The organism is Streptomyces sp. NPDC051064 (assembly GCF_044455985.1).
Classification (GTDB): domain Bacteria; phylum Actinomycetota; class Actinomycetes; order Streptomycetales; family Streptomycetaceae; genus Streptomyces.
On sequence record NZ_JBITFK010000006.1, the window covers coordinates 504,148 to 522,179 of the forward strand.

16 protein-coding genes are annotated in these 18,032 nt (G+C 72.2%); 3 read left to right on the forward strand and 13 right to left on the reverse strand.

The window, feature by feature from the left end:
- The first annotated feature begins 4 nt into the window (after nt 1-4).
- Nucleotides 5-460: a MerR family transcriptional regulator gene (locus tag ACIBCU_RS23885; RefSeq protein ID WP_362939667.1), complete on the forward strand. Its 456-nt coding sequence runs from the start codon at nt 5-7 to the stop codon at nt 458-460.
- A 180-nt stretch (nt 461-640) separates the two neighbouring features.
- Here ACIBCU_RS23885 and ACIBCU_RS23890 read toward each other — a convergent pair whose 3' ends face one another.
- Nucleotides 641-1,774, reverse strand: coding sequence for a S1 family peptidase (locus tag ACIBCU_RS23890; protein ID WP_399233927.1), 1,134 nt, complete (start codon nt 1,772-1,774; stop codon nt 641-643).
- A gap of 177 nt (nt 1,775-1,951) precedes the next feature.
- On the reverse strand, nt 1,952-3,466 hold the full coding sequence (locus ACIBCU_RS23895; RefSeq protein WP_399233751.1) for a carboxylesterase/lipase family protein: 1,515 nt from the start codon (nt 3,464-3,466) through the stop codon (nt 1,952-1,954).
- Nucleotides 3,467-3,676: 210 nt separating this feature from the next.
- On the opposite strand from ACIBCU_RS23895, the gene ACIBCU_RS23900 reads away from it, so the two are divergent.
- Together ACIBCU_RS23900 and ACIBCU_RS23905 are read left to right on the forward strand one after the other, a co-directional pair.
- Nucleotides 3,677-4,321: an HD domain-containing protein gene (locus tag ACIBCU_RS23900; RefSeq protein WP_399233753.1), complete on the forward strand. Its 645-nt coding sequence runs from the start codon at nt 3,677-3,679 to the stop codon at nt 4,319-4,321.
- A gap of 79 nt (nt 4,322-4,400) precedes the next feature.
- Complete coding sequence (locus ACIBCU_RS23905; protein ID WP_399233755.1) at nt 4,401-4,880, forward strand: hypothetical protein; 480 nt, start codon at nt 4,401-4,403, stop codon at nt 4,878-4,880.
- On the opposite strand, the gene ACIBCU_RS23910 is transcribed toward ACIBCU_RS23905, so the two are convergent.
- The 11 genes from ACIBCU_RS23910 to ACIBCU_RS23960 form a co-directional block, all read right to left on the reverse strand.
- Nucleotides 4,862-6,364, reverse strand: coding sequence for a UDP-N-acetylmuramoyl-L-alanyl-D-glutamate--2,6-diaminopimelate ligase (locus ACIBCU_RS23910; RefSeq protein ID WP_362939679.1), 1,503 nt, complete (start codon nt 6,362-6,364; stop codon nt 4,862-4,864). The two genes, ACIBCU_RS23905 and ACIBCU_RS23910, sit on opposite strands and share 19 nt — an antisense overlap.
- 302 nt (nt 6,365-6,666) lie before the next feature.
- On the reverse strand, nt 6,667-8,214 hold the full coding sequence (locus ACIBCU_RS23915) for an ABC transporter ATP-binding protein (protein ID WP_399233759.1): 1,548 nt from the start codon (nt 8,212-8,214) through the stop codon (nt 6,667-6,669).
- On the reverse strand, nt 8,211-9,020 hold the full coding sequence (locus tag ACIBCU_RS23920; protein WP_362939685.1) for an ABC transporter permease: 810 nt from the start codon (nt 9,018-9,020) through the stop codon (nt 8,211-8,213). The genes ACIBCU_RS23915 and ACIBCU_RS23920 overlap by 4 nt, the downstream gene beginning before the upstream one ends.
- Nucleotides 9,017-9,970, reverse strand: a complete 954-nt coding sequence (locus ACIBCU_RS23925) for an ABC transporter permease (protein ID WP_362939688.1) — start codon at nt 9,968-9,970, stop codon at nt 9,017-9,019. Before ACIBCU_RS23925 ends, ACIBCU_RS23920 begins: the two co-directional genes overlap by 4 nt.
- The gene (locus tag ACIBCU_RS23930) at nt 9,967-11,556 is read right to left on the reverse strand and encodes an ABC transporter substrate-binding protein (protein WP_399233763.1); all 1,590 of its coding nucleotides are present in this window, start codon (nt 11,554-11,556) and stop codon (nt 9,967-9,969) included. Before ACIBCU_RS23930 ends, ACIBCU_RS23925 begins: the two co-directional genes overlap by 4 nt.
- Entirely contained in the window at nt 11,553-12,392 is an 840-nt protein-coding gene (locus tag ACIBCU_RS23935; protein WP_362939694.1) for a class I SAM-dependent methyltransferase, read from the reverse strand. Before ACIBCU_RS23935 ends, ACIBCU_RS23930 begins: the two co-directional genes overlap by 4 nt.
- On the reverse strand, nt 12,389-13,663 hold the full coding sequence (locus ACIBCU_RS23940; protein ID WP_399233765.1) for an MFS transporter: 1,275 nt from the start codon (nt 13,661-13,663) through the stop codon (nt 12,389-12,391). Before ACIBCU_RS23940 ends, ACIBCU_RS23935 begins: the two co-directional genes overlap by 4 nt.
- Nucleotides 13,660-14,727 (reverse strand): enolase C-terminal domain-like protein, encoded by a 1,068-nt coding sequence (locus ACIBCU_RS23945; RefSeq protein WP_399233767.1) that lies wholly within the window; start codon nt 14,725-14,727, stop codon nt 13,660-13,662. Before ACIBCU_RS23945 ends, ACIBCU_RS23940 begins: the two co-directional genes overlap by 4 nt.
- Nucleotides 14,724-15,809 carry a PLP-dependent cysteine synthase family protein gene (locus ACIBCU_RS23950; protein ID WP_399233769.1) on the reverse strand — a complete coding sequence of 362 codons (1,086 nt, stop codon included), beginning with the start codon at nt 15,807-15,809 and terminating at the stop codon, nt 14,724-14,726. Before ACIBCU_RS23950 ends, ACIBCU_RS23945 begins: the two co-directional genes overlap by 4 nt.
- Nucleotides 15,806-16,645: a Rossmann-like domain-containing protein gene (locus tag ACIBCU_RS23955; protein ID WP_399233772.1), complete on the reverse strand. Its 840-nt coding sequence runs from the start codon at nt 16,643-16,645 to the stop codon at nt 15,806-15,808. Before ACIBCU_RS23955 ends, ACIBCU_RS23950 begins: the two co-directional genes overlap by 4 nt.
- A complete protein-coding gene (locus ACIBCU_RS23960; protein ID WP_362939710.1) occupies nt 16,642-17,898 on the reverse strand; it encodes an ATP-grasp domain-containing protein in 1,257 nt (418 codons plus the stop codon). The genes ACIBCU_RS23955 and ACIBCU_RS23960 overlap by 4 nt, the downstream gene beginning before the upstream one ends.
- Between the last annotated feature and the right edge of the window lie 134 nt (nt 17,899-18,032).

Genomic DNA, 18,032 nt, shown 5'->3' on the forward strand with positions numbered 1-18,032 from the left:
TTTGATGGAAGTTGCGTTGCTTGACATCGCCGAAGTCGCCCAGCGATCCGGGCTCGCGCCCTCCGCCCTGCGGTTCTACGAGAAGAAGGGACTGATCGCCGCGGCGGGCCGCAACGGCCTGCGCCGTACGTACCGGCCGGATGTACTGGACCGGTTGGCGCTGATCACCTGCGCTCGCGGCGCCGGACTCTCGATCGCCGAGATCGGCCGCTTCCTCGTGGCGCGGCCCTCCGACGCCGACCTGCGCATCCGAATGGCCGCCAGGGCCCGCGCCCTCGACGAGCAGGTCGGCCGGCTCACGCGTCTTCGTGACAGCCTGCGCCACGCGGCCGCATGCGACCACGAGCCGATCGTCGACTGCCCCGACTTCAAGCTCGCCGTCGGTAACGTGGCCGCCCCCATACCGGCAACGCTGCCGCCCTCGCCCGCTCGGCACGGGAGTCAGCCACGTGCCACGTAGGGGCCGTGGGCCATGTCCGGACGACGACGCCGAACCCCGTCCGGGCCCCGAGGCGCAGGTGGGCGGCCGGCCACCCTGGGCCTACACCGCAGTGCATGGGTCTGCTGCGGCAGGGGGCCACCCTGCTGCCGCAGCAGACCGGTCGCGTTCCGCCGGACCCGGGGCCGGCGGGGTTCACCGTCAGGCCGTGTGGAGGGTCAGCCCGTAGCGGTTGAGGATCTCGTTGATGGGCTGGTGCCAGGTCTCGCCACCGCCGCTGCAGTTGCCCCAGCCGCCGGACGTGACACCCTGCGCCTGGTCGCCGCTGATGAACGAGCCGCCGGAGTCGCCCGGTTCGGCGCAGACACTGGTCTTGGTCATCTGGTGCACGGCGCCCTGGCTGTAGTTCACGGTCTCGTTCTTGGCGAGGACGTTGCCGCAGTGCCAGTGGGTGGTGGAACCCGAGCGGCAGATGGACGCGCCGATCGGGGCCTCGTTGGAGCCGCGGACCAGTTGGTCGGACACGGTGCCCCAGCCCAGGACCACGGGCACGGTCCACCAGCCGCTGCCCACGTTCACCCAGGCGTAGTCGTTGTCGGGGAAGGACGAGCCCTGGAACGAGCCGATGGCGGAGTTGTCCCAGCCCCGGACCGCTCCGCCCGCCTGGCCGCAGTGGCCCGCCGTGACGAAGCCGCCGCGCACCGAGAAGCCTATGGAGCAGCGGACGTTGCCGGTGTAGTACGGGTCGCCGCCGACCGTTCCCGCGGCGAAGGTCTGCGGGGCCTCGGCGGTCTGCTTCACCGTGACGGGGCCCGCCTTGCGCGCCTTCGCGACGAACGCCCGGACATCGTTGTCACCCTGTTCGGAGGCGACGACGCTCACCACGACGCTGTTCGATCGGGGATCGACGTGCCAGCTGCTGACGCCGCTGGGTGCGGACAGCGCGTCCAGCTTGTTCTTGACCGCGTCGAGCTCGCGCGCCGTGTGACCGACCACCCGGACGTCGGCGCCCGTGGCCCGGACGGCGCCGACCTTGTCACTGTCCGTGATGGCGACGGTCAGCCGGCCGCTGTCCGCGTCGAACCAGGAGCCGCCGAACGACGTCCCGGCGGCGTTCCGTGCCGTTCCCTGCAGAGCCGTGGCCGCCTTCTCCGCAGTGAGCCGCGACTCCGCCTGACCTTTCGTCAGCCCGAGGTCGCGCTGCATGGCCGTGATGATTCCGGCCGACGCCTGAGGTTCGGCCGAGGAAGCGGAGTCCGCTGCGGAGGCCTGGGTGAGGCCGGCGGTCGCCCAGGTGCCGATGATGAGCAGTGCGGAGAGACCGGTCCGCACCATCGTCGTATGTCTCAAGGGAGTGCCCCTTCTGTTGTTCCAGCATCGTGGGGGTGGAACAGGAAGCGTCCGACAGCCGCCTGAGAGCGCTCTCAGAGCTGTCGCTACGGACTGTAGTCCAGTTCGGCGGGCAGGTCCATGCCAATGACGTCGTCCGAATGCGGCGGCTGTTCCGGAACGTCAGGGCATCAGCAGCGGCAGTCCGGAGGCGCGCCATGGCGCACGGAACGCATCCCACCGGCCCGCGGGGGCGGTATCCGTCGAGGTGCCCCAGAGCCGTACGGGCCCGCCCCCCGAGGTGAGCGGTGGCCAGCCGGGGTCGCCGGTGGCCGCGAACTCCGCCCAGGCGCGCGTCATGCGTGAGGCGAGTGCGCGCTCGGCTGCCCCCGGAGGCCCCCCGATGAGGAAGTGGACGTGTGCGTCGTCCACGGTCCCGAAGGCGAACGGGATGTCCGCGCAGTGCCAGGCCCTGACCGGCATCCCCCGGCCGTCGCGCTGCCGGACGAAGCGCGAGAGCCGGCTCCTCCCGCCTCCCCGCGTGTGGGCCTCGGCCAGTCTGCAGCTGTACTCGCCGAACATCAGATCCCCGTACACGGCCAGGTAGGTGTCGTGCACGGAGGCCTCCGGCGCGAGCCCGCGATAGCCGTCCAGCACCGTATCCGGGATCCCGAAGTCCGATGCGAAAGCTTCGAGTTGTTGCTTCTCGGCGACCTTCGCGCAGCTTCCGACCTCGTCCAGCAGCCAGTATTCCTCCGCCGTGTGACAGACCAGCAGTTCGATCTCGCGGCCGGCGCCGCGGGCGAACGCCGTGAGCGGGTCGAGCGGCAGGGTGGCGCTCCGCGCCACGGGGCCGTAGATCGCGGGGTCGTAGTGCCGCGCTCCGGATCCGGGGTTGCGCCGGTATCGGTCGGTCACCCGGTCGGAGGCATCGACCAGCGCCTTCGGGGAGGCGGACACCAGCTCTCCGTACGTGGCGGGAACACCGGCCGCAGCGGCGACCTCCGCCGTGGTGCGGGCCGCCGATTCCGGGGAGGCGCAGGCGTTCACGGCGCTGTGCGCGATGGCGCGGCGGAACAGGCCGCGCGCCCCGTCCATCACCATCAGGCAGGCGACCGAGGTCGCTCCGGAGGACTGTCCGGCCACGGTGACTCGGCCGGGGTCACCGCCGAACGAAGCGATGTTGTCCTGTACCCACCGCAGAGCGGCGATCTGGTCGAGCAGACCCCGGTTGTCAGGACAGGGTTCCTCGCCGTCGGCGGGCGGGACATGACCGAACCCCTCGAAGCCCAGCCGGTAGTTGAGGGTGACGACCACGAGTCCATGTCCTGCCAGGGCCGTTCCGTCGAAGTCCGGCTGGGCGGAGGAGCCGAAGGCGTAGGCGCCGCCGTGGATCCAGACGAGCACGGGGAGCGTGTCGCCGCTGCCGCCGGAGGTCCAGATGTTGAGGCTGAGGATGTCCTCGTCCCCCGGTGACCAGGCCGGCGATCCGGGCAGCTCGGCGGACTGCGGGGCGACGGGCCCGAATCCTGCGCAGTCCCGGACTCCGTCCCATGGGGCCGCCGGGCGGGGGGCGCGGAACCTTGCCGCACCGAACGGGGGTACGGCGTAAGGGATTCCGCGGAGTACGACGACCTCCGGATCTCGGCCGGCCCGCCGTCCGGCGACCACTCCGGACTTCGTCCTGAACTCTTCCATCGGTGCTCCCCGTTCCGCCCCTGTCGGGGCCCGGTGTCAGCCTCGCACCGGACGGGCGGCCCGGGCCAACACCTGAACGGCCCCGATCCACACGTCCACGATGTGAATCAGTCGGGCGGTCCACGGCCTGTCGGCACCGGCGCCGCCACCCGAAGAGCCGATCCTGGAGGCGCCTACCCGACCCGTCGCACAGGAAGCTCGGTGACACCCATGGCAAGCGACCCGTCCCCGGCAGCCGAACACGTGCCGGATACGAGGCTCGCGACCGAGGCGACCGAGCTCGTACGCGACATGACCGGCGAACTCGTCTACCACCACTCGCACCGGGTCTTCCTCTTCGGCGCACTGCAGGGACGCCGCCGCGATCTCTCCTTCGATCCGGAACTGCTGTACATCGGCGCCATGTTCCACGACCTGGGGCTCGGTGAACGCTTCCGATCCAGCGGCCGGCGCTTCGAGGTGGACAGCGCCGACGAGGCGCGCCGTTTCCTTCAGTCCCACGGGGTTCCGGAGGACAGTGTGCGGCGGGTGTGGACGGCCATCGCCCTGCACACCACTCCGGGCATCCCGGCCTTCATGGAGCCCGAGGTGGCACTGGTGAGCGCCGGTGTGGAGTACGACGTCCTCGGCATCGGTTACGAGGGCGTCTCCGACGCCGACCGCGCCGCGATCGTCACGCTCCATCCACGGCCGGACTTCAAGCGGCGGATTCTCGCCGCGTTCACCGAAGGGGTCGCTCCGAAGCCGGAGACGACGTTCGGCAACATCAAGGCCGATGTTCTCCAGCACTACGTTCCCGGCTTCGAGCGCGGGGACTTCGTACGCGCCGTTCTCGAATCGCCGTGGCCGGAGTGAGGGCCGTCGTGGCAGGCAGGACATCGGACGTATCCGTGAGAGGGACAAGGACGCGCGGCGTCGGAGCGGAGGGATCGTCATGACCGGGAACAGGCCGGAAGTGCTGGCACGCCTGGATGTCTTCGTCGGCGAATGGCATCTGGAACCGCGCTTCCCCGAGGGCCGGCCGTCGCCACCCGGCCCGGCGGGGGACGGCCCGGTGGCGCGTACCCGGTTCGAGTGGGCCCTCGACGGGCATTTCCTGGTGCAGCACACGGAGATTCCGGTGCCCGAGGCGCCGGACGGCCTCATGGTCGTACGCGCCGATCCCGGGACCGGCGCGTACACGCAGCACTACTTCGACTCACGCGGCGTGGCCCGCCTCTACGCGATGAGCTTCGACGACGGGGTGTGGACGCTCACGCGGGAGTCGCCCGACTTCACTCCCCTGGAGTTCCGCCAGCGCTTCACCGGCACGTTCAGCGAGGACGGCAACACCATCACGGGCGCCTGGGAGGTCCGCTTCGACGGCGGTGAGTGGGAGCACGACTTCGCCCTGACCTACCGCAGGGCGGGCTGAGTCCGTACGGCCGGGATGTCGGCGAGTTCCCGCACGGTGGCCATGTCGCTGAAGGGCAGCAGCAGGTCACCGACGATCTGGTGCGGCTCGCTGCCCTTGCCCGCGATCAGGACGATGTCACCGGGTTCGGCCTCCGAGAGCGCGAAGGCGATGGCCCGGCGGCGGTCGGCGAGGCGTTCGTACGGGGTGCCGGTGGACTCGATGCCGGGGGCGACCTGGTCCAGGATGGCCTCGGGGTCCTCGTCGCGCGGGTTGTCCGAGGTGAGGACACACAGGTCGGAGTAGGTCCCGGCGATCGCGCCCATCTCGGCGCGCTTGGTGGTGTCCCTGTCCCCGCCGCAACCGAAGACGGTGATGACCTTGGACCGGGCGAAGCCGCGGATGGTGCCGAGCACCTTGTTCAGCGAGTCCGGGGAGTGGGCGTAGTCCACGATCACCGATGTGCCGTCGACGGTCGTCACACGTTCGAAGCGGCCCGGGATCTGCGGCATCCGTTCGAGCGCGGAGACGAGCCCGGCGAGGTCGTGCCCCAGGGTGTGGCAGGCCGCCACCGTGGCCAGCGCGTTGGAGACGGAGAACCTGCCGGGTGCGGGGATTGCGGCCGGGTACTTGCGGCCGTCGTGATGCAGCGTGAAGCGGGTGCCGGAGGCGTCGACGACCAGATCGGTGGCCCGGTAGTCCGCCTCGGTGTCGAGGGCGTACGTGGTCACCGCGCCCGGCATCATCGTCCCGATCCGGGCTCCCACGGGGTCGTCCGCGTTGACCACGGCGTGCTCGCAGAGTCCCTGGAACAGCCGGAGCTTGGCGTCCCGGTAGTTCTCCATCGTGCCGTGGTCGTCCAGGTGGTCTTGGCTCAGGTTGGTGAAGACCCCCACGTCGACGAACGTGCGGTCGACCCGGTGCGTCAGCAGACCCATGGACGTGGCCTCCAGCACGACGGTGCCGACACCGCGGTCACGCATGCACCCCAGCAGGTACTGCAGATCGGGAGACTCGGGGGTGGACAGCACCGACCGGGGCATCGGGATCACCTCGTCACCGATGCGGCTGCCGGCCGTGCCGATGACCCCGGCACTCGCCCCCTCGGAGATCCGCAGCACGGACTCGACCATGTACGAGACGGAGGTCTTGCCGTTGGTGCCGGTGATCGCCACCATGTCCATCCCGCGCCCCGGCTCGCCGTAGTAGCGGGAGGCGGCGACGGCGGCCGCGGCCCGGGTGTCGGGCACCCGCACGACACAGGCGTCCTCCGCCGCCGCCGGCGGTACGCAGCCTTCCTCCACCAGGACCGCCACAGCGCCCCGGGCGAGGGCGGGGGCCACCGCTGCGGGGCCGCCCTCCAGGTGCCCCGGCACCGCGATGAAGAGCGATCCCGGCGCCACCCGGTCCACGTCGAATGCCGTTCCGGCGGTGATGCGCGTCCGCTCCGGGTCACCCCGGAGGATGTGGTGGGTCTGTCCGGCCAGCAGCTCGCTCAGCTTCAAGGTGGTCCCTTCGAGGGGTGGCTCGAGCCGTGGTGCGGCCGTCGCCGGAACGCCGCGACGGCGGTGCGCCGAAGCTGCGGTGGTGGAACGCGTAAGAGGTGGAGACGTGGCGCGTGAGGCGCGGACGCGGGGAGAAGGCGGGACGGGCGGTGACAACCGCTGAAGGTCGCTAGCCGTGTCCGTGCAGGGCGAGGCGGTAGCTCGCGGGCACACCGGGGGAGGCCTTGTGCAGGCACTTCCCTGTGACTCCGGTGCAGCCCATAGGGCGATTGTACGGCCGGACGGGTGGGCACGGTTCCGCTTCAGGGGCGCACGGCGGTCCCCCGCCCCCGCGAGGCACCGAGCAGCGAGACCGTGAACGGGTGCCGGGGAGCGGTCAGTATCTGTTCCCGGGGGCCCTCCTCGACCACCTCTCCGCCGTCCAGCACCGCCACGCGGGTGGCCGGGGCCGCGGTCTCGAGGTCGTGCGTGATCAGCACGACGCCCGGACCGTCCTTGCGGCGGATCGACGTGGCGAGCAGGTCCAGCAGGAAGCGCCGCGCCACCGGGTCCAGCCCCGAGGTGATCTCGTCGCAGACCAGCACCCGGGGCCGCGCGAGGAGGGCTCTGGCGAGGGCCGCCCGCTGGAGTTCGCCGCCGGAGAGCCGGCCCGGCAGCCTGCTGACAAGACCCGCGTCCAGTCCGAGGTCCGTCAGCACGCGCCGGGCCTCCGCCGTCGCCTCCCGGTGTCCGGTGCCGTGCAGGCGTACCGCCGTGCGGGCCACCTGGTCCAGGACCGGCCGGTGTTCGTCGAAGGCGGCCCGGGCGTCCTGGAAGACGTACTGCACGGCGGCGAGCTGCTCGCGGCTACGGTCCCGCAGGCTGCGCGGCAGCGCGGTGCCGTCGAGCAGGATCTGCCCCGTGTGGTCGCGGTGGAGCCCTGCGATACAGCGGGCGAGGGTGGTCTTTCCGCTGCCCGAGCGTCCGACGACGGCGAGGCATTCGCCGCTGCGGAGCGAGAGCCGGTCCACGCTCAGCACGGGGACGCGGGCGCCGCCGGTGCGGTGGCGGGCGGTGAGTCCGCTGACGCTCAGCAGCTCGGCACCGGTGCGCCCGGGGTCCGCGTACGGCAGGGTTCTCGGTTCGGCGAGGAGCTCCTTGGTCCACGGATGCGTGGGGGCGTCCAGGATCCGGTGGGCCGTGCCCTGCTCCACCACGCGGCCCCCGCGCATCACCAGGACCTCGTCGGCCAGTTCGCGTACGACGTCGAGGTCGTGGCTGAGCAGCAGTACAGCGATGCCCCGGGTCGTCACCGCCGCGAGCTGGTCGACGATGCGGCGCTTGGTCAGGGCGTCCTGCCCGGTGGTGGGCTCGTCCGCGACGATGACGCGGGCGCCGAGGAGCAGCGCCTGCGCCAGGACGACGCGCTGTTGCTGGCCGCCGGACAGCTGGTGCGGATAGCGGCTCAGCACCTCGTCGCAGCCGTCGAGCTGGGCGTCGGCGAGGGCTCGGGTGACGCGCTGTCGTGCCGCGGCTCGGCGCTGCGGCCGGGGCAGGTCCCGCACCTGCTGACGTGCCATGTCGTGCAGGAGGGCGCCCGTGCGGCGGGCCGGGTTGAGGACCGCCGCGGGGTGCTGGGGGACGTAGCCGATCCGGGCGCCGTGCACGGCCACCTCGCCCGTCACCCGCGCGCCCGCGGGATATTCGCCGAGCAGGGCGAGGCCGGTCGTGGTCTTGCCGCTGCCGGACGCGCCGACCAGGGCGGTGACGGTGCCGGTCCTGATCCGGAGCGAGAGCCGGTCGACGAGCGCCCGCCCGTCGACCTCGACGGTCAGCCCTGTGGCGGAGGCGATCACGGGGTTCTCGTTCATGGGCGACGGCCCTTCCGGGACGGGGTGCGGTTCTCCATGGCGGCGTCGACGAGCAGGTTGCTGCCCATGGTGAGTGCGACGATGAGCAGGGCGGGCACGACGACCGCCCAGGGCTGGATGAGCAGTCCGGCGCGGTTGCGGTCCACCATCACGGCCCAGTCGGCGGCGTCCGGGGCGACCCCGATGCCGAGGAAGGCGGCGGTGGCGACCAGGTAGAGCACGCCGGTCAGCCGGATTCCCGCGTCGGTGGCCAGGGTGCGCAGGATGGACCGCCCGACGTATCCGACGGCGAGGCGCCACCAGCTCTCCCCCTGCATACGCAGCGCCTCGACGGCGGGCCGGGACGCCGCCTCGGCGGCGGCGGCCCGGACGATCCGGGTGGTGTCCGGGACGGATACGAAGGCGACCAGCAGCGCGAGTCCCGCCGCGCCGGGCGGGAAGACGGCGGCGACCAGCAGGATCATGAGCAGCGAGGGAACGGCGAGCAGCACGTCCAGCGGACGCATCAGCACTTCCTCCAGCCACCTCCGGTGGGTGAGCGCGCTGATCAGGCCGAGCGGCAGGGCGACGAGGTACGCGAGGACCGTGGCGGCCAGCGCGACGAGGACCACGGGCCGTCCGCCGAGCAGCACCTGGTGCACGACGTCCCGGCCGACGAAGTCCGTGCCCAGCAGGTGGCCGCCGCCGAGGGTGAAGGAGGCGGCGCGGGCCGAAGGCTCTCCCACGAGGAACGGCCCGGCCAGGGCGAGACCGAGCGGGACCGCGGCGACGGCGGCCCCGGGTCCGTATCTGCGGAGCCGCCTCACGCCGCCACCCCCGAGCGTGGTGCGAGCCGGTGGGTGACGAGGTCGGCGCCGAGGTTGAGCACGACGGTGGCGAGGCCGAAGACCACCGCGAGTCCCTGCACGACGGGGATGTCGCGGTCCGCCACGGCGTTCATGAGGACGGTGCCGAGTCCGGGCACCACGTAGAGGGCCTCCACGACGATGACGCCGCACAGCAGCCAGTCGATGGTGCGGGCGAGCTGCTGCGTGGCGGGGGCCAGGGCGTTGGGCAGGGCGTGCCCGTAGCGGATGCGGGCGCCGGAGATCCCGTACCGCTCGGCATGGGCGGTGTACGGGGCGGCGAGCGCCTCGATCATGCCGGCCCGGACCAGGCGGGCCAGCGAGCAGACGGGCCGGGCGAGCAGGACCAGGACGGGCAGGACGAGCACGGAGGGGTGCGCGAGCAGCCCTGTGCCGTAGCCGACGGCGGTCGGCGGGAGCCAGCCGAGCCGGAGGGCGAAGACGCTCACCAGCAGTACCCCGAGGGCGAATTCGGGCACCGCGTAGACCCCGAGGGTCGCGGAGCTGATCAGCCGGTCGGTGAACCGCCCTTCGTGGCGGGCGGCGAGGACACCGAGACCCACCCCCACCGGGACCAGGAGCAGGACGGCGACGGTGGCGAGGAGCAGGGTGGGGCCGAAGCCGTCCGTGAGGAATCCGGCGACGGGCCGCCCGGAGGTGAGCGAGGTGCCGAAGTCGCCGTGGAGCAGCCCCACGACCCAGTCCGCCAGCCGCTCATGGGCGGGGCGGTCGAGCCCCATCGCCTCGCGGACCGCCGCGATGCGCTGCGGGTCGGGCTGGTCCCCGGCGAAGGCCACCGCTGCGTCGCCAGGCAGTGCCTCGGTGAGCGCGAAGACCAGCAGCACGACGGCCGCGGTCTGCAGGGCGCCGAGAAGCAGCCGCCGGGCGATCCAGGAACGGAGTCCGTTCACGCCAGCCAGACCTTGTCGAAGCGTGCCCAGTCCAGGGTGTTGGCGGGTGCTTCGCGCGCGACACCGCGCAGGGAGCGTGATGTGCCGAGGATCCAGTCGCCGAAGCCCCAGACCAGGAAGCCTCCTTCGGCGTGCAGCTGTCGCTGCATCCGCCCGTAGAGGGCCGCCCGCGCCGTCCTGTCCTTGGTGGACTGGGCCTGCCGGTAGAGCGCGTCGAAGTTCTTGTCCTGCCACCTGGTGGCGTTGGTGGTGGAGTCGGTGAGCAGCCGCTGGGAGATGTGGGACTCGATGGGCATGGCCCCGGACCGGTAGCAGCACAGGGTGCCGGAGTCGAGGATGTCCTTCCAGTAGGAGTCCTTGCTCCCCATCCGTACGTCGACGGTGACTCCGGCGCGTGCCGCCTGGTCCCTGAAGATGCCGGCGGCCTCGGTGAAGCCGGCGGCGACGGCGGAGGTGTCGAGTGTGACCCTCAGGTCCTGCGCACCGGCCTGTGCGAGGAGTCCGCGGGCACGGCCGATGTCCTGTTCGCGCTGGGGGAGTTCGTCCGCGTAGTACTCGTATCCCTTGCCGAAGAGGTCGTTGCCCTTCTCGCCCGCGCCGGACAGGGCGCCGTCCACCAGTTCCTCGCGGTCGGCGATGAGGAAGAACGCCTCTCGGACCCTGGGGTCGTCGAAGGGCGGGCGGTCGGTCTTCATGGCGAACGCCTGCATGGCGCTGTTCCGCAGCCGGACGATCTCGACGGCGCCGGCCTTCTCGTGGGCGCGCCCGGTGGCGGGGTTGAGCTCGTGCGCATACTCGACCTGGCCGCCGAGGAGGGCGTTGATGCGGGCGGACTCCTCGTTGGCGACGACGAATTCGACCTCGTCGAGGTGCGGGGCGCCCTCCCAGTGGGTGTCGTTGCGCCGCAGGACGGTGGACCGGCCGGGGGTGAAGGAGACGAAGCGGAAGGGGCCGGTGCCGATGGGCTCGCGGTCGAATCCGGTGGCGCCGTCCTGCACGATGAAGGTGCCGAAGGCGGCTATCACGTTGGGGAATTCGGCCGTCGGCCGCTTGAGCACGAACTCGACGGTCCGCTCCCCCGTGGCGCGGCTCGCCTTCAGGTCGATGGGCTCCAGGGACGCGCGGGCGCGGTACGCCTTCGCCGGGTCGGCGATGCGACGGTAGCTGTACAGGACGTCGGCGGCCGTCACGGGTTTCCCGTCATGGAACTCCGCCTGCCTCAGGGTGATGGTCCAGCGGTCGAGGCCGGTGTTCGGTTCCCATGTCTCGGCCAGCCGTGGGACCGCGGCCAGGTCGGCGCCGTAGTCGGCCAGCTTGTCGAAGAGGGCCTTGCCGCGGGCTGCGTCGGCGAAGAGGTTCCCCAGGTGCGGGTCGAGGGTTTCGCTCGCGCCGCCCCCGGCGAAGGCGGCGCGCACCCGTCCGCCGCGCCGGGGGGTGCCGTCGCCCTTGCCGGAGCTGGTGGCGGTCGGGGCGGAGCATCCGGCGAGCGTGAGCGCGCCGAGTCCTGCGGCTCCCCCGGCGGCGGCGAGGAAGCCGCGCCTGCGCAGACCGGGGAAGCGCTCGTGTCTGTCGGCTGATGCGGTCATGGCTGCTCTCCCGTTGCTGGATGTGCTGAATTGCCGGTGTATGCAGGTGCCCGTTTCCTCGCGACGAGGTGGAGCCGGTCGCCGTCGGCCGCTGTGCCGGGGCCGGCTCCCGGATGCCAGGCCGGTTCGGTGCGTGGCCCGGGGCCGTCGTGCAGGGCGAGTACGTCGAAGCCGTGTGCGGTGAGGAAGTGGCGCAGTTCCTGGGGCAGGAGCAGCCGCCACGCGGAGTGCTCCTCGACGGGCGGGCCGCCGTCGTCGGTGGTCCAGACGCGTGTGCGCCGCAGGAGCTGGGCGGCGCGGTCGACGCGCAGTGCGGTGGACGAGCGGTAGGTCGTGCCGTGCCAGGTGAAGCGGGATACGGCGGGCGCGGTGGGGGGTGCGTCCCGGCCGAGGAAGTACGCGCCGTTGCGCATCTCACCGACCAGCAGGCCGCCGGGCACCAGGGTGCGCCGGCAGGACGCCAGGAAGCCGTCGAGCTGCTCGTTCGTGTGGCAGTAGAGCAGCGAACTGTCCAGGCACAGCACGGCGTCGAAGACCCGCTGACCGAAATCGAAACGGCTGAGATCGGCCTGTACGTACTCCGGGCCCGGGTGGTGGGCGCGGGCGTGGGCGAGCATCGTGCCGGAGAGGTCGGCACCGGTGACGCGGCGTCCGGCGCGGTGGAGGACGGCGGCGTCCCGGCCGGTCCCGCAGCCCAGGTCCAGGACGGCCGGCCCGGCGCCGTGGAGTCGCAGGAGGTCCTCCGCCCAGCGTCCGGCGAGGCGTTCGGGGTCCGGAAATCTGGCCTCGTACAGCTCGGGGCGGTCGGTGAGCAGATTCCCCGTACGGTGCTTCATGCCGTCACCGCCACAGGCGCGGGCTGTGTCCGTGGCAGGGTGCCCTTGCGGTGGAGCCAGGTCACTCCGGCCGCCGAGAGGAGCCCGGCCGCGAGGCAGCAGGCCCAGGGGAGCAGTTCGGCCGGGCTGTCGTCCCCGCCTCGCCGGGCGGCGTCCATGGCCCAGCCGACCGCCGCGTTGCCGACGGCCGCCGCGATGCCGGAGACCGCGTAGAAGATCCCGAAGTACGTTCCCGTCAGCGCCTGCCTGCCGAAGCCCGGGATCAGCTCCATGACGAAGGGCTGCGCGGTCATGACGCCCAGGTGGAGCAGGAGGGCGCCGGCCAGCACGGGCAGGGCGCGCAGGGTGGCGTCCAGGGCGCCGTCCGGCGGTGTGTCCGTGCCCGCGACGAGCATCGGCGGTACGAAGGCGAGCCCCATCAGCACCATGCCGGTGGCGATCCAGCGTCCTCTGGTCCCCCGGTTCTTGAGCGCGCGGGTGATCCGCAACTGGAAGGCGATGCCCGCGATCGTCCCCACGAGGAAGACGAGTCCGGCGGCTCCGTCCCAGCCGGTGGCCTGGCGGGCGCCGGCCGGCAGCAGCAGATAGAGCTGGTTCTCCAGGGTGAACATGCCGACCATCGACAGTGCGAAGGCGAGGAAGGCACGGTTGCCGACGGCTTCCCGCCAGTCGGAGGTGACGCTGCCCGTGGCCGGTGGCACGTCCCGGGCGGGCAGCACCAGGGCCTGGGCGACGGTGAGCAGGGCGAAGATGCCGGCAGCGGTGAGCGCGGACGCCCGGAAGTCGACCAGCAGCAGGGCGCTGCCCAGGAGCGGTCCGATGAGGGCACCGGTCGTCGCGAAGACGTTGAACAGGGCGAAGGCCTCGGCCCTGCGCTCCCCCGCCTCCTGCGCGAGGTAGGTGCGGACGGCGGGGTTGAACAGGGCGCCGGCCACTCCGCTGAGTACGGAGGCGGCGAGCAGCACGGGCAGTCCGTCACCGAGCGCGAAGAGGGCGAAGCCGGCGGTGCGTATCGCGCATCCGGCGATGATGACGCCTCGGGCTCCGAGCCGGTCGGCGGCGGATCCGCCTATGAGGAAGAGGCCTTGCTGGCTCAGGTTGCGTACGCCGAGGACGATGCCGACGACGGCAGCCGACATGCCCAGGTTGTCGCCGAGGTGGGTGGCGAGGTAGGGGATGAGGAGGTAGAAGCCGGTGTTGACGCCCAGCTGATTGACCAGCAGCAGCCGGATGGCGAGCGGGAATCCGCAGATCTCGTGCACGGTCCTCATGAGGCGGCGCTCCAGACCCCGGCTTCGGCGCGGGGCCGTACGCCGAGTCCCGGGAGCCCGTTGGCGGCGACGAAGCCGTCGTCACCGCCGATTCCGGTCCATGGGTCGTGGGCGAGCAGGAGGTGGCCGTCGAGGTCGGTCCAGCGGGCCCGGTCGGCGATGTGGACGGCGGGGGCGATGCCCAGGGTGCTGGCGGTCAGGCAGCCGAGCATCAGGTCTGTGCCACTGCCCTCGATCAGGGCGGCGATACGGAGAGCGGCGTGGACACCACCGCATTTGGCGAGTTTGACGTTGATGCCGTGGACGCGTCCGGCGAGCCGCCGCGCGTCCTCGTAGGTGACCGCGTCCTCGTCGGCGATGACGGGGACGGGCGAGCGGGCGGCGAGCCGCGCGAGGGCTTCCGGGTCACCGGGGGTGAGGGGCTGTTCCACGGCTTCGACGCCGAGATCGGCGAACCGCGGCAGGAGCGTGCGTGCCTGTCCCGCCGACCAGGCACCGTTGGGGTCGAGGAGCAGCCGGGCGGTGGGAGCGGCGGCGCGGACGGCGCGTACCCGGTCCAGATCGGCTTCCTCGTCCGGGTCGCCCGCCTTGATCTTGATGACGGAGAATCCGGCTTCGGCCAGCCTGCGGGCCTGGGCGGCTGCCCGCCCCGGGGAGGTGAGGGAGATCGTGCGGGCGGTGGCGGCCCTCGGTGCGGCGGGAGAGCCGAGGAAGCGGTGGACGGCGGTGGCGGTGCGCTTGCCGACCAGGTCGAGGAGGGCCGCCTCGGTGGCGGCGGTCACGGCGGCCGGGGTGCCGGGTGGGGTGAGTTCGCCGACGCGCAGGGCGTGCAGCGCGGTCTCCGGTCCGGCGAAGCGGGTGAGCCGCTCTCCGGTACGGGCGGCGAGGCGTTGCAGGGCGGGCGTGTCGAGGCTGTAGAAGACGCTGGTGACAGCCTCTCCATGGCCGCTGAGCCCTTCGTGCTCGATGGTGAGGCGCACGGCGTCGCGGGCGGTCATGGTCGATCGCGAGATGCGCAGCGGCTCGGCGAGGACGAGCCGAACGGTGTGCTGGGTGAGTTTCACGGCTGCCTCTCCAGTCGTTCCGCCAGCGGATCGGTGACGGTCGTGCACCTGGACCAGCCCCCGGTATGCGGGGCGCGCGGGTGCGGGACGTCGACGGGGGTTCCGACCGCGCGGGCGGGGTCCAGTTGGTGGGCGGTCATGAAGTCGTCGTCGTAGACGGTGCCGAGGTAGCGGTGGGGCCCGTCGGGGAAGACGGTGGCGACGGTGGCCCCGGGGTGGGTGCGGGCCGCCCAGGCGGAGACGCGGGCCACGGCGCCGGTGCTCCAGCCACCGCTGACGAAGTTGCCCCGGGCGAGGCGCCGGCAGGCGTCGGCGGCTTCGGCCGGGCCGATCCAGTGGACCTCGTCGAAGGCGTCGTAGGCGACGTTGCGCGGGTGGATGCTGCTGCCGAGACCGCGCATCAGCCTGGGCGCGGCTGCCTGGCCGAAGATGGTGGATCCGGTGGAGTCGACGGCGACGACGCGCAGGCCGGGCCAGTGCCTGCGCAGCGGTCCGGTGATCCCGGCGCTGTGACCCCCGGTGCCGACGCTGCAGACGAGGATGTCGAGGCGGTCCAGCTGGGTGGCCAGTTCGGCCGCGAGCGAGGCGTAACCCGCGGTGTTGTCAGGGTTGTTGTACTGGTCGGGCCAGTAGGCGCCTGGCAGCCGGCCGAGCAGGTCGTGCAGTCGCTCCAGGCGTGCGCCCTGCCAGCCGCCGTGCACGGCCGGGCGGTCGACGATTTCGAGGCGTGCGCCGTACGAGCGGAGCAACTGCCGCATGGAGGGTTCGAGTTCGCTGTCGCCGACGAGCACGACGGGGTGCCCGAGGGCCTGCCCGGCGAAGGCGAGTCCTATGCCGAGTGTGCCTGAGGTCGATTCCACGACCGGTGCGCCGGGGAGCAGTTGGCCGCGTTCCTCAGCGCCCAGGAGCATGGAGACGGCGGCCCGTGCCTTCATCCCGCCGACGGCGTGTCCTTCGAGCTTGGCCCAGAAGCCGGGGTGGGGCAGGGGCAGCCCGGTGGTGATCCTGGCCAGCGGGGTGCGGCCGAGGAGGGAGAGGAGCTCGCGGTTGGGGGCGAGGGCGGGCAGGGATGCCGTGGTCACGAGGTGCCTCCGTCGTCCGCGCGGTAGCGGTGGATGATGCCGGGCCCGCCGTCGAGCCAGAAGAAGGGATACGGTTCCGCGCTGACGGCGGTCACGCCGGCGCCCAGGAAGCGGGGCAGGACCGCGCTTCCGGTCTGCGCGAACATGACCAGTGGCTTCCCGTGCTCCTGGGAGCTCCGGCGCAGCGGGTCGAAGGTTCCGTTGCCGAGTGTCATGCCGGAGGCCAGCACCGCGTCGCAGCGGCCGATCTCCCCGAGGGCGTCCGGTGTGATGGGCTCGCCCCACTCGGTGGTGCCACCCTTCAGATCGCAGGGGATTCCGGCGAGTCCGCGTGAACGCAGCTCGGCCAGGAGGGAGTTGACGACCCCGACGACGAGGACGGTGGATCCCGGCTCCAGGTCCAGCAGGTCGGTCACGGCGGCGGCCCGCGCCTGCGAACGCTCCAGCGAGCTTCCGGCGGGGATGGTCACCGGCTGCGCGCCGTGGGACGGCGTGTGCGGCATGACGTCCATCAGGTAGGCGTCCAGCGCCGCGACGCGCACGGGCAGCAGCGGGTGGGCGAGGAGTGCGGCCACGTCGGCGCCGGCGCAGTCCTCGACGGTTCCGGCGGGAAGCGCCCCGGGTTCGACCGCGCACGACCCGACGGCGCGGCCGAGCCGGAGGCTGAGGACCTCGTTGCGGTATCCGCCACGCCGCCCGTCGTGCCGTACGGCCTGGGACGTCGTGAAGGCCACGGCGATACGGCGGGCCAGGGGGTCCGGGCCGAGTTCGCCGTGGAGTGCCCGCTGGAGGAGGGTGCCGAGACACGGGGCCTGGGCGGGCGAGGTCGTCGTCATGAGCGCACCAGCCGGGGGCGTACGTCCGCGAGCAGCGCCTCGACGCGGGCCCGTGCGCCGAGTCCGCCGGCGTCGCCCGCCATGATGTGCCCGAGATACGCGTTGTTGCTGTCCGCCGCCTCGACCGTGCGGCCCGCCTCGGCGACCTGGACCTCCAGGACCCCGTCGGCGTCCCGCACCCCGTCGGCTCCCTCCACGGACGCGAGGGTGCCCGCGCTTCCGGGGACGAGGAAGCCGATGGCCGCACTGCGCAGCCCCGTGTCACGGCGGCGGAGGTCGGGTTCCCGGCCGAGCGCCACATCGACGCAGGCGGCGGCGAGGTCGATCCCGGTGACGTGGCGGACCAGCTCGGTGATGCGGTTGCCCGCAGGGCGGGGATTGACCTCCACGACCCGGGGGCCGTCGGCCGTCAGCTTGATCTCGGTGTGCGCCACGACGTCGTCGAGCCCCAGCGCCGCCCCGGCGCTCACGGCGGTGCCGGTCGCGGCGGCCAGGTCGTCCGGATCCAGGGCGGCCGGGAACATGTGGCCGGTCTCGACGAAGGCCGGGGCCCCGCCGACGCTCTTGTCCGTCACGCCGACGACGTGCGCGACGCCGCGGCAGGTCACGGTCTCGACGCTCACCTCGGGGCCGTGGAGGAACTCCTCGAGCAGGATGTGGGGTGCGCGCCGCTGTCCCCTGGCGTTGCGCGGGAAGCCCGCCAGCGCCTGGCAGGCCGCGGCCAGCTGTTCCGCGTCGTCGACCCTGCGTACGAACATGCCCGCGCAGAGGTCCACCGGCTTGACCACCAGCGGATAGCCGATGTCCCGGGCGGCCACGGCGGCCTCCGCCCCGTCCGCGCACACCGCGAAGCGGGGGCCTGGGACACCGGCGGCGGCCAGGACGCGACGGGTGGCGTCCTTGCGGCAGGCGTTCTCCATGGCGTCGGCTGAGGGACCCGGCAGACCCAGCAGGGCGGCGATCCTGGCTGCGGTCGGCAGGTAGTAGTCACAGGACGTGACCACCCCGTCGAAGCGCAGAGCACCGTGCAACCGTTCGACCTGGGGAAGCAGCGCGTCGACGTCGTTGGTGGGCGCCGTGACGACGTTACGGGCGGTGAGCAGTGGATGCCCCGTCCCCTCCGGTGCCGCCCGGAGGTAGTGGTGCAGATCGCGGGTGAGGAAGGTGAAGTGGTGACCGCCCTCCCCCAGGGCCCGTGGCAGCAGTCTGCTCATCGATCCGACCCAGCTCTCGACAACCAACAGATGAGCCACGAGCTCCCCCTTCTCACAGTGCCGTTGGGATTGCGGGCGGGCAGGGGTCACCCCTGACGCGGAGGCTTCCGGCCCGACCACACACACGTTATCGACAATCGTTTTCATTGTCATCTGAAACAGCGTCACCACTG

Coding starts and splice junctions, on each gene's coding strand:
- ACIBCU_RS23905 (WP_399233755.1), top strand. CDS start 4,401: ATGACCGGGAACAGGCCGGAAGTGCTGGCACGCCTGGATGTCTTCGTC.
- ACIBCU_RS23940 (WP_399233765.1), bottom strand. CDS start 13,663: ATGAGGACCGTGCACGAGATCTGCGGATTCCCGCTCGCCATCCGGCTG.
- ACIBCU_RS23895 (WP_399233751.1), bottom strand. CDS start 3,466: ATGGAAGAGTTCAGGACGAAGTCCGGAGTGGTCGCCGGACGGCGGGCC.
- ACIBCU_RS23955 (WP_399233772.1), bottom strand. CDS start 16,645: ATGACGACGACCTCGCCCGCCCAGGCCCCGTGTCTCGGCACCCTCCTC.
- ACIBCU_RS23885 (WP_362939667.1), top strand. CDS start 5: ATGGAAGTTGCGTTGCTTGACATCGCCGAAGTCGCCCAGCGATCCGGG.
- ACIBCU_RS23890 (WP_399233927.1), bottom strand. CDS start 1,774: ATGGTGCGGACCGGTCTCTCCGCACTGCTCATCATCGGCACCTGGGCG.
- ACIBCU_RS23915 (WP_399233759.1), bottom strand. CDS start 8,214: ATGAACGAGAACCCCGTGATCGCCTCCGCCACAGGGCTGACCGTCGAG.
- ACIBCU_RS23935 (WP_362939694.1), bottom strand. CDS start 12,392: ATGAAGCACCGTACGGGGAATCTGCTCACCGACCGCCCCGAGCTGTAC.
- ACIBCU_RS23900 (WP_399233753.1), top strand. CDS start 3,677: ATGGCAAGCGACCCGTCCCCGGCAGCCGAACACGTGCCGGATACGAGG.
- ACIBCU_RS23930 (WP_399233763.1), bottom strand. CDS start 11,556: ATGACCGCATCAGCCGACAGACACGAGCGCTTCCCCGGTCTGCGCAGG.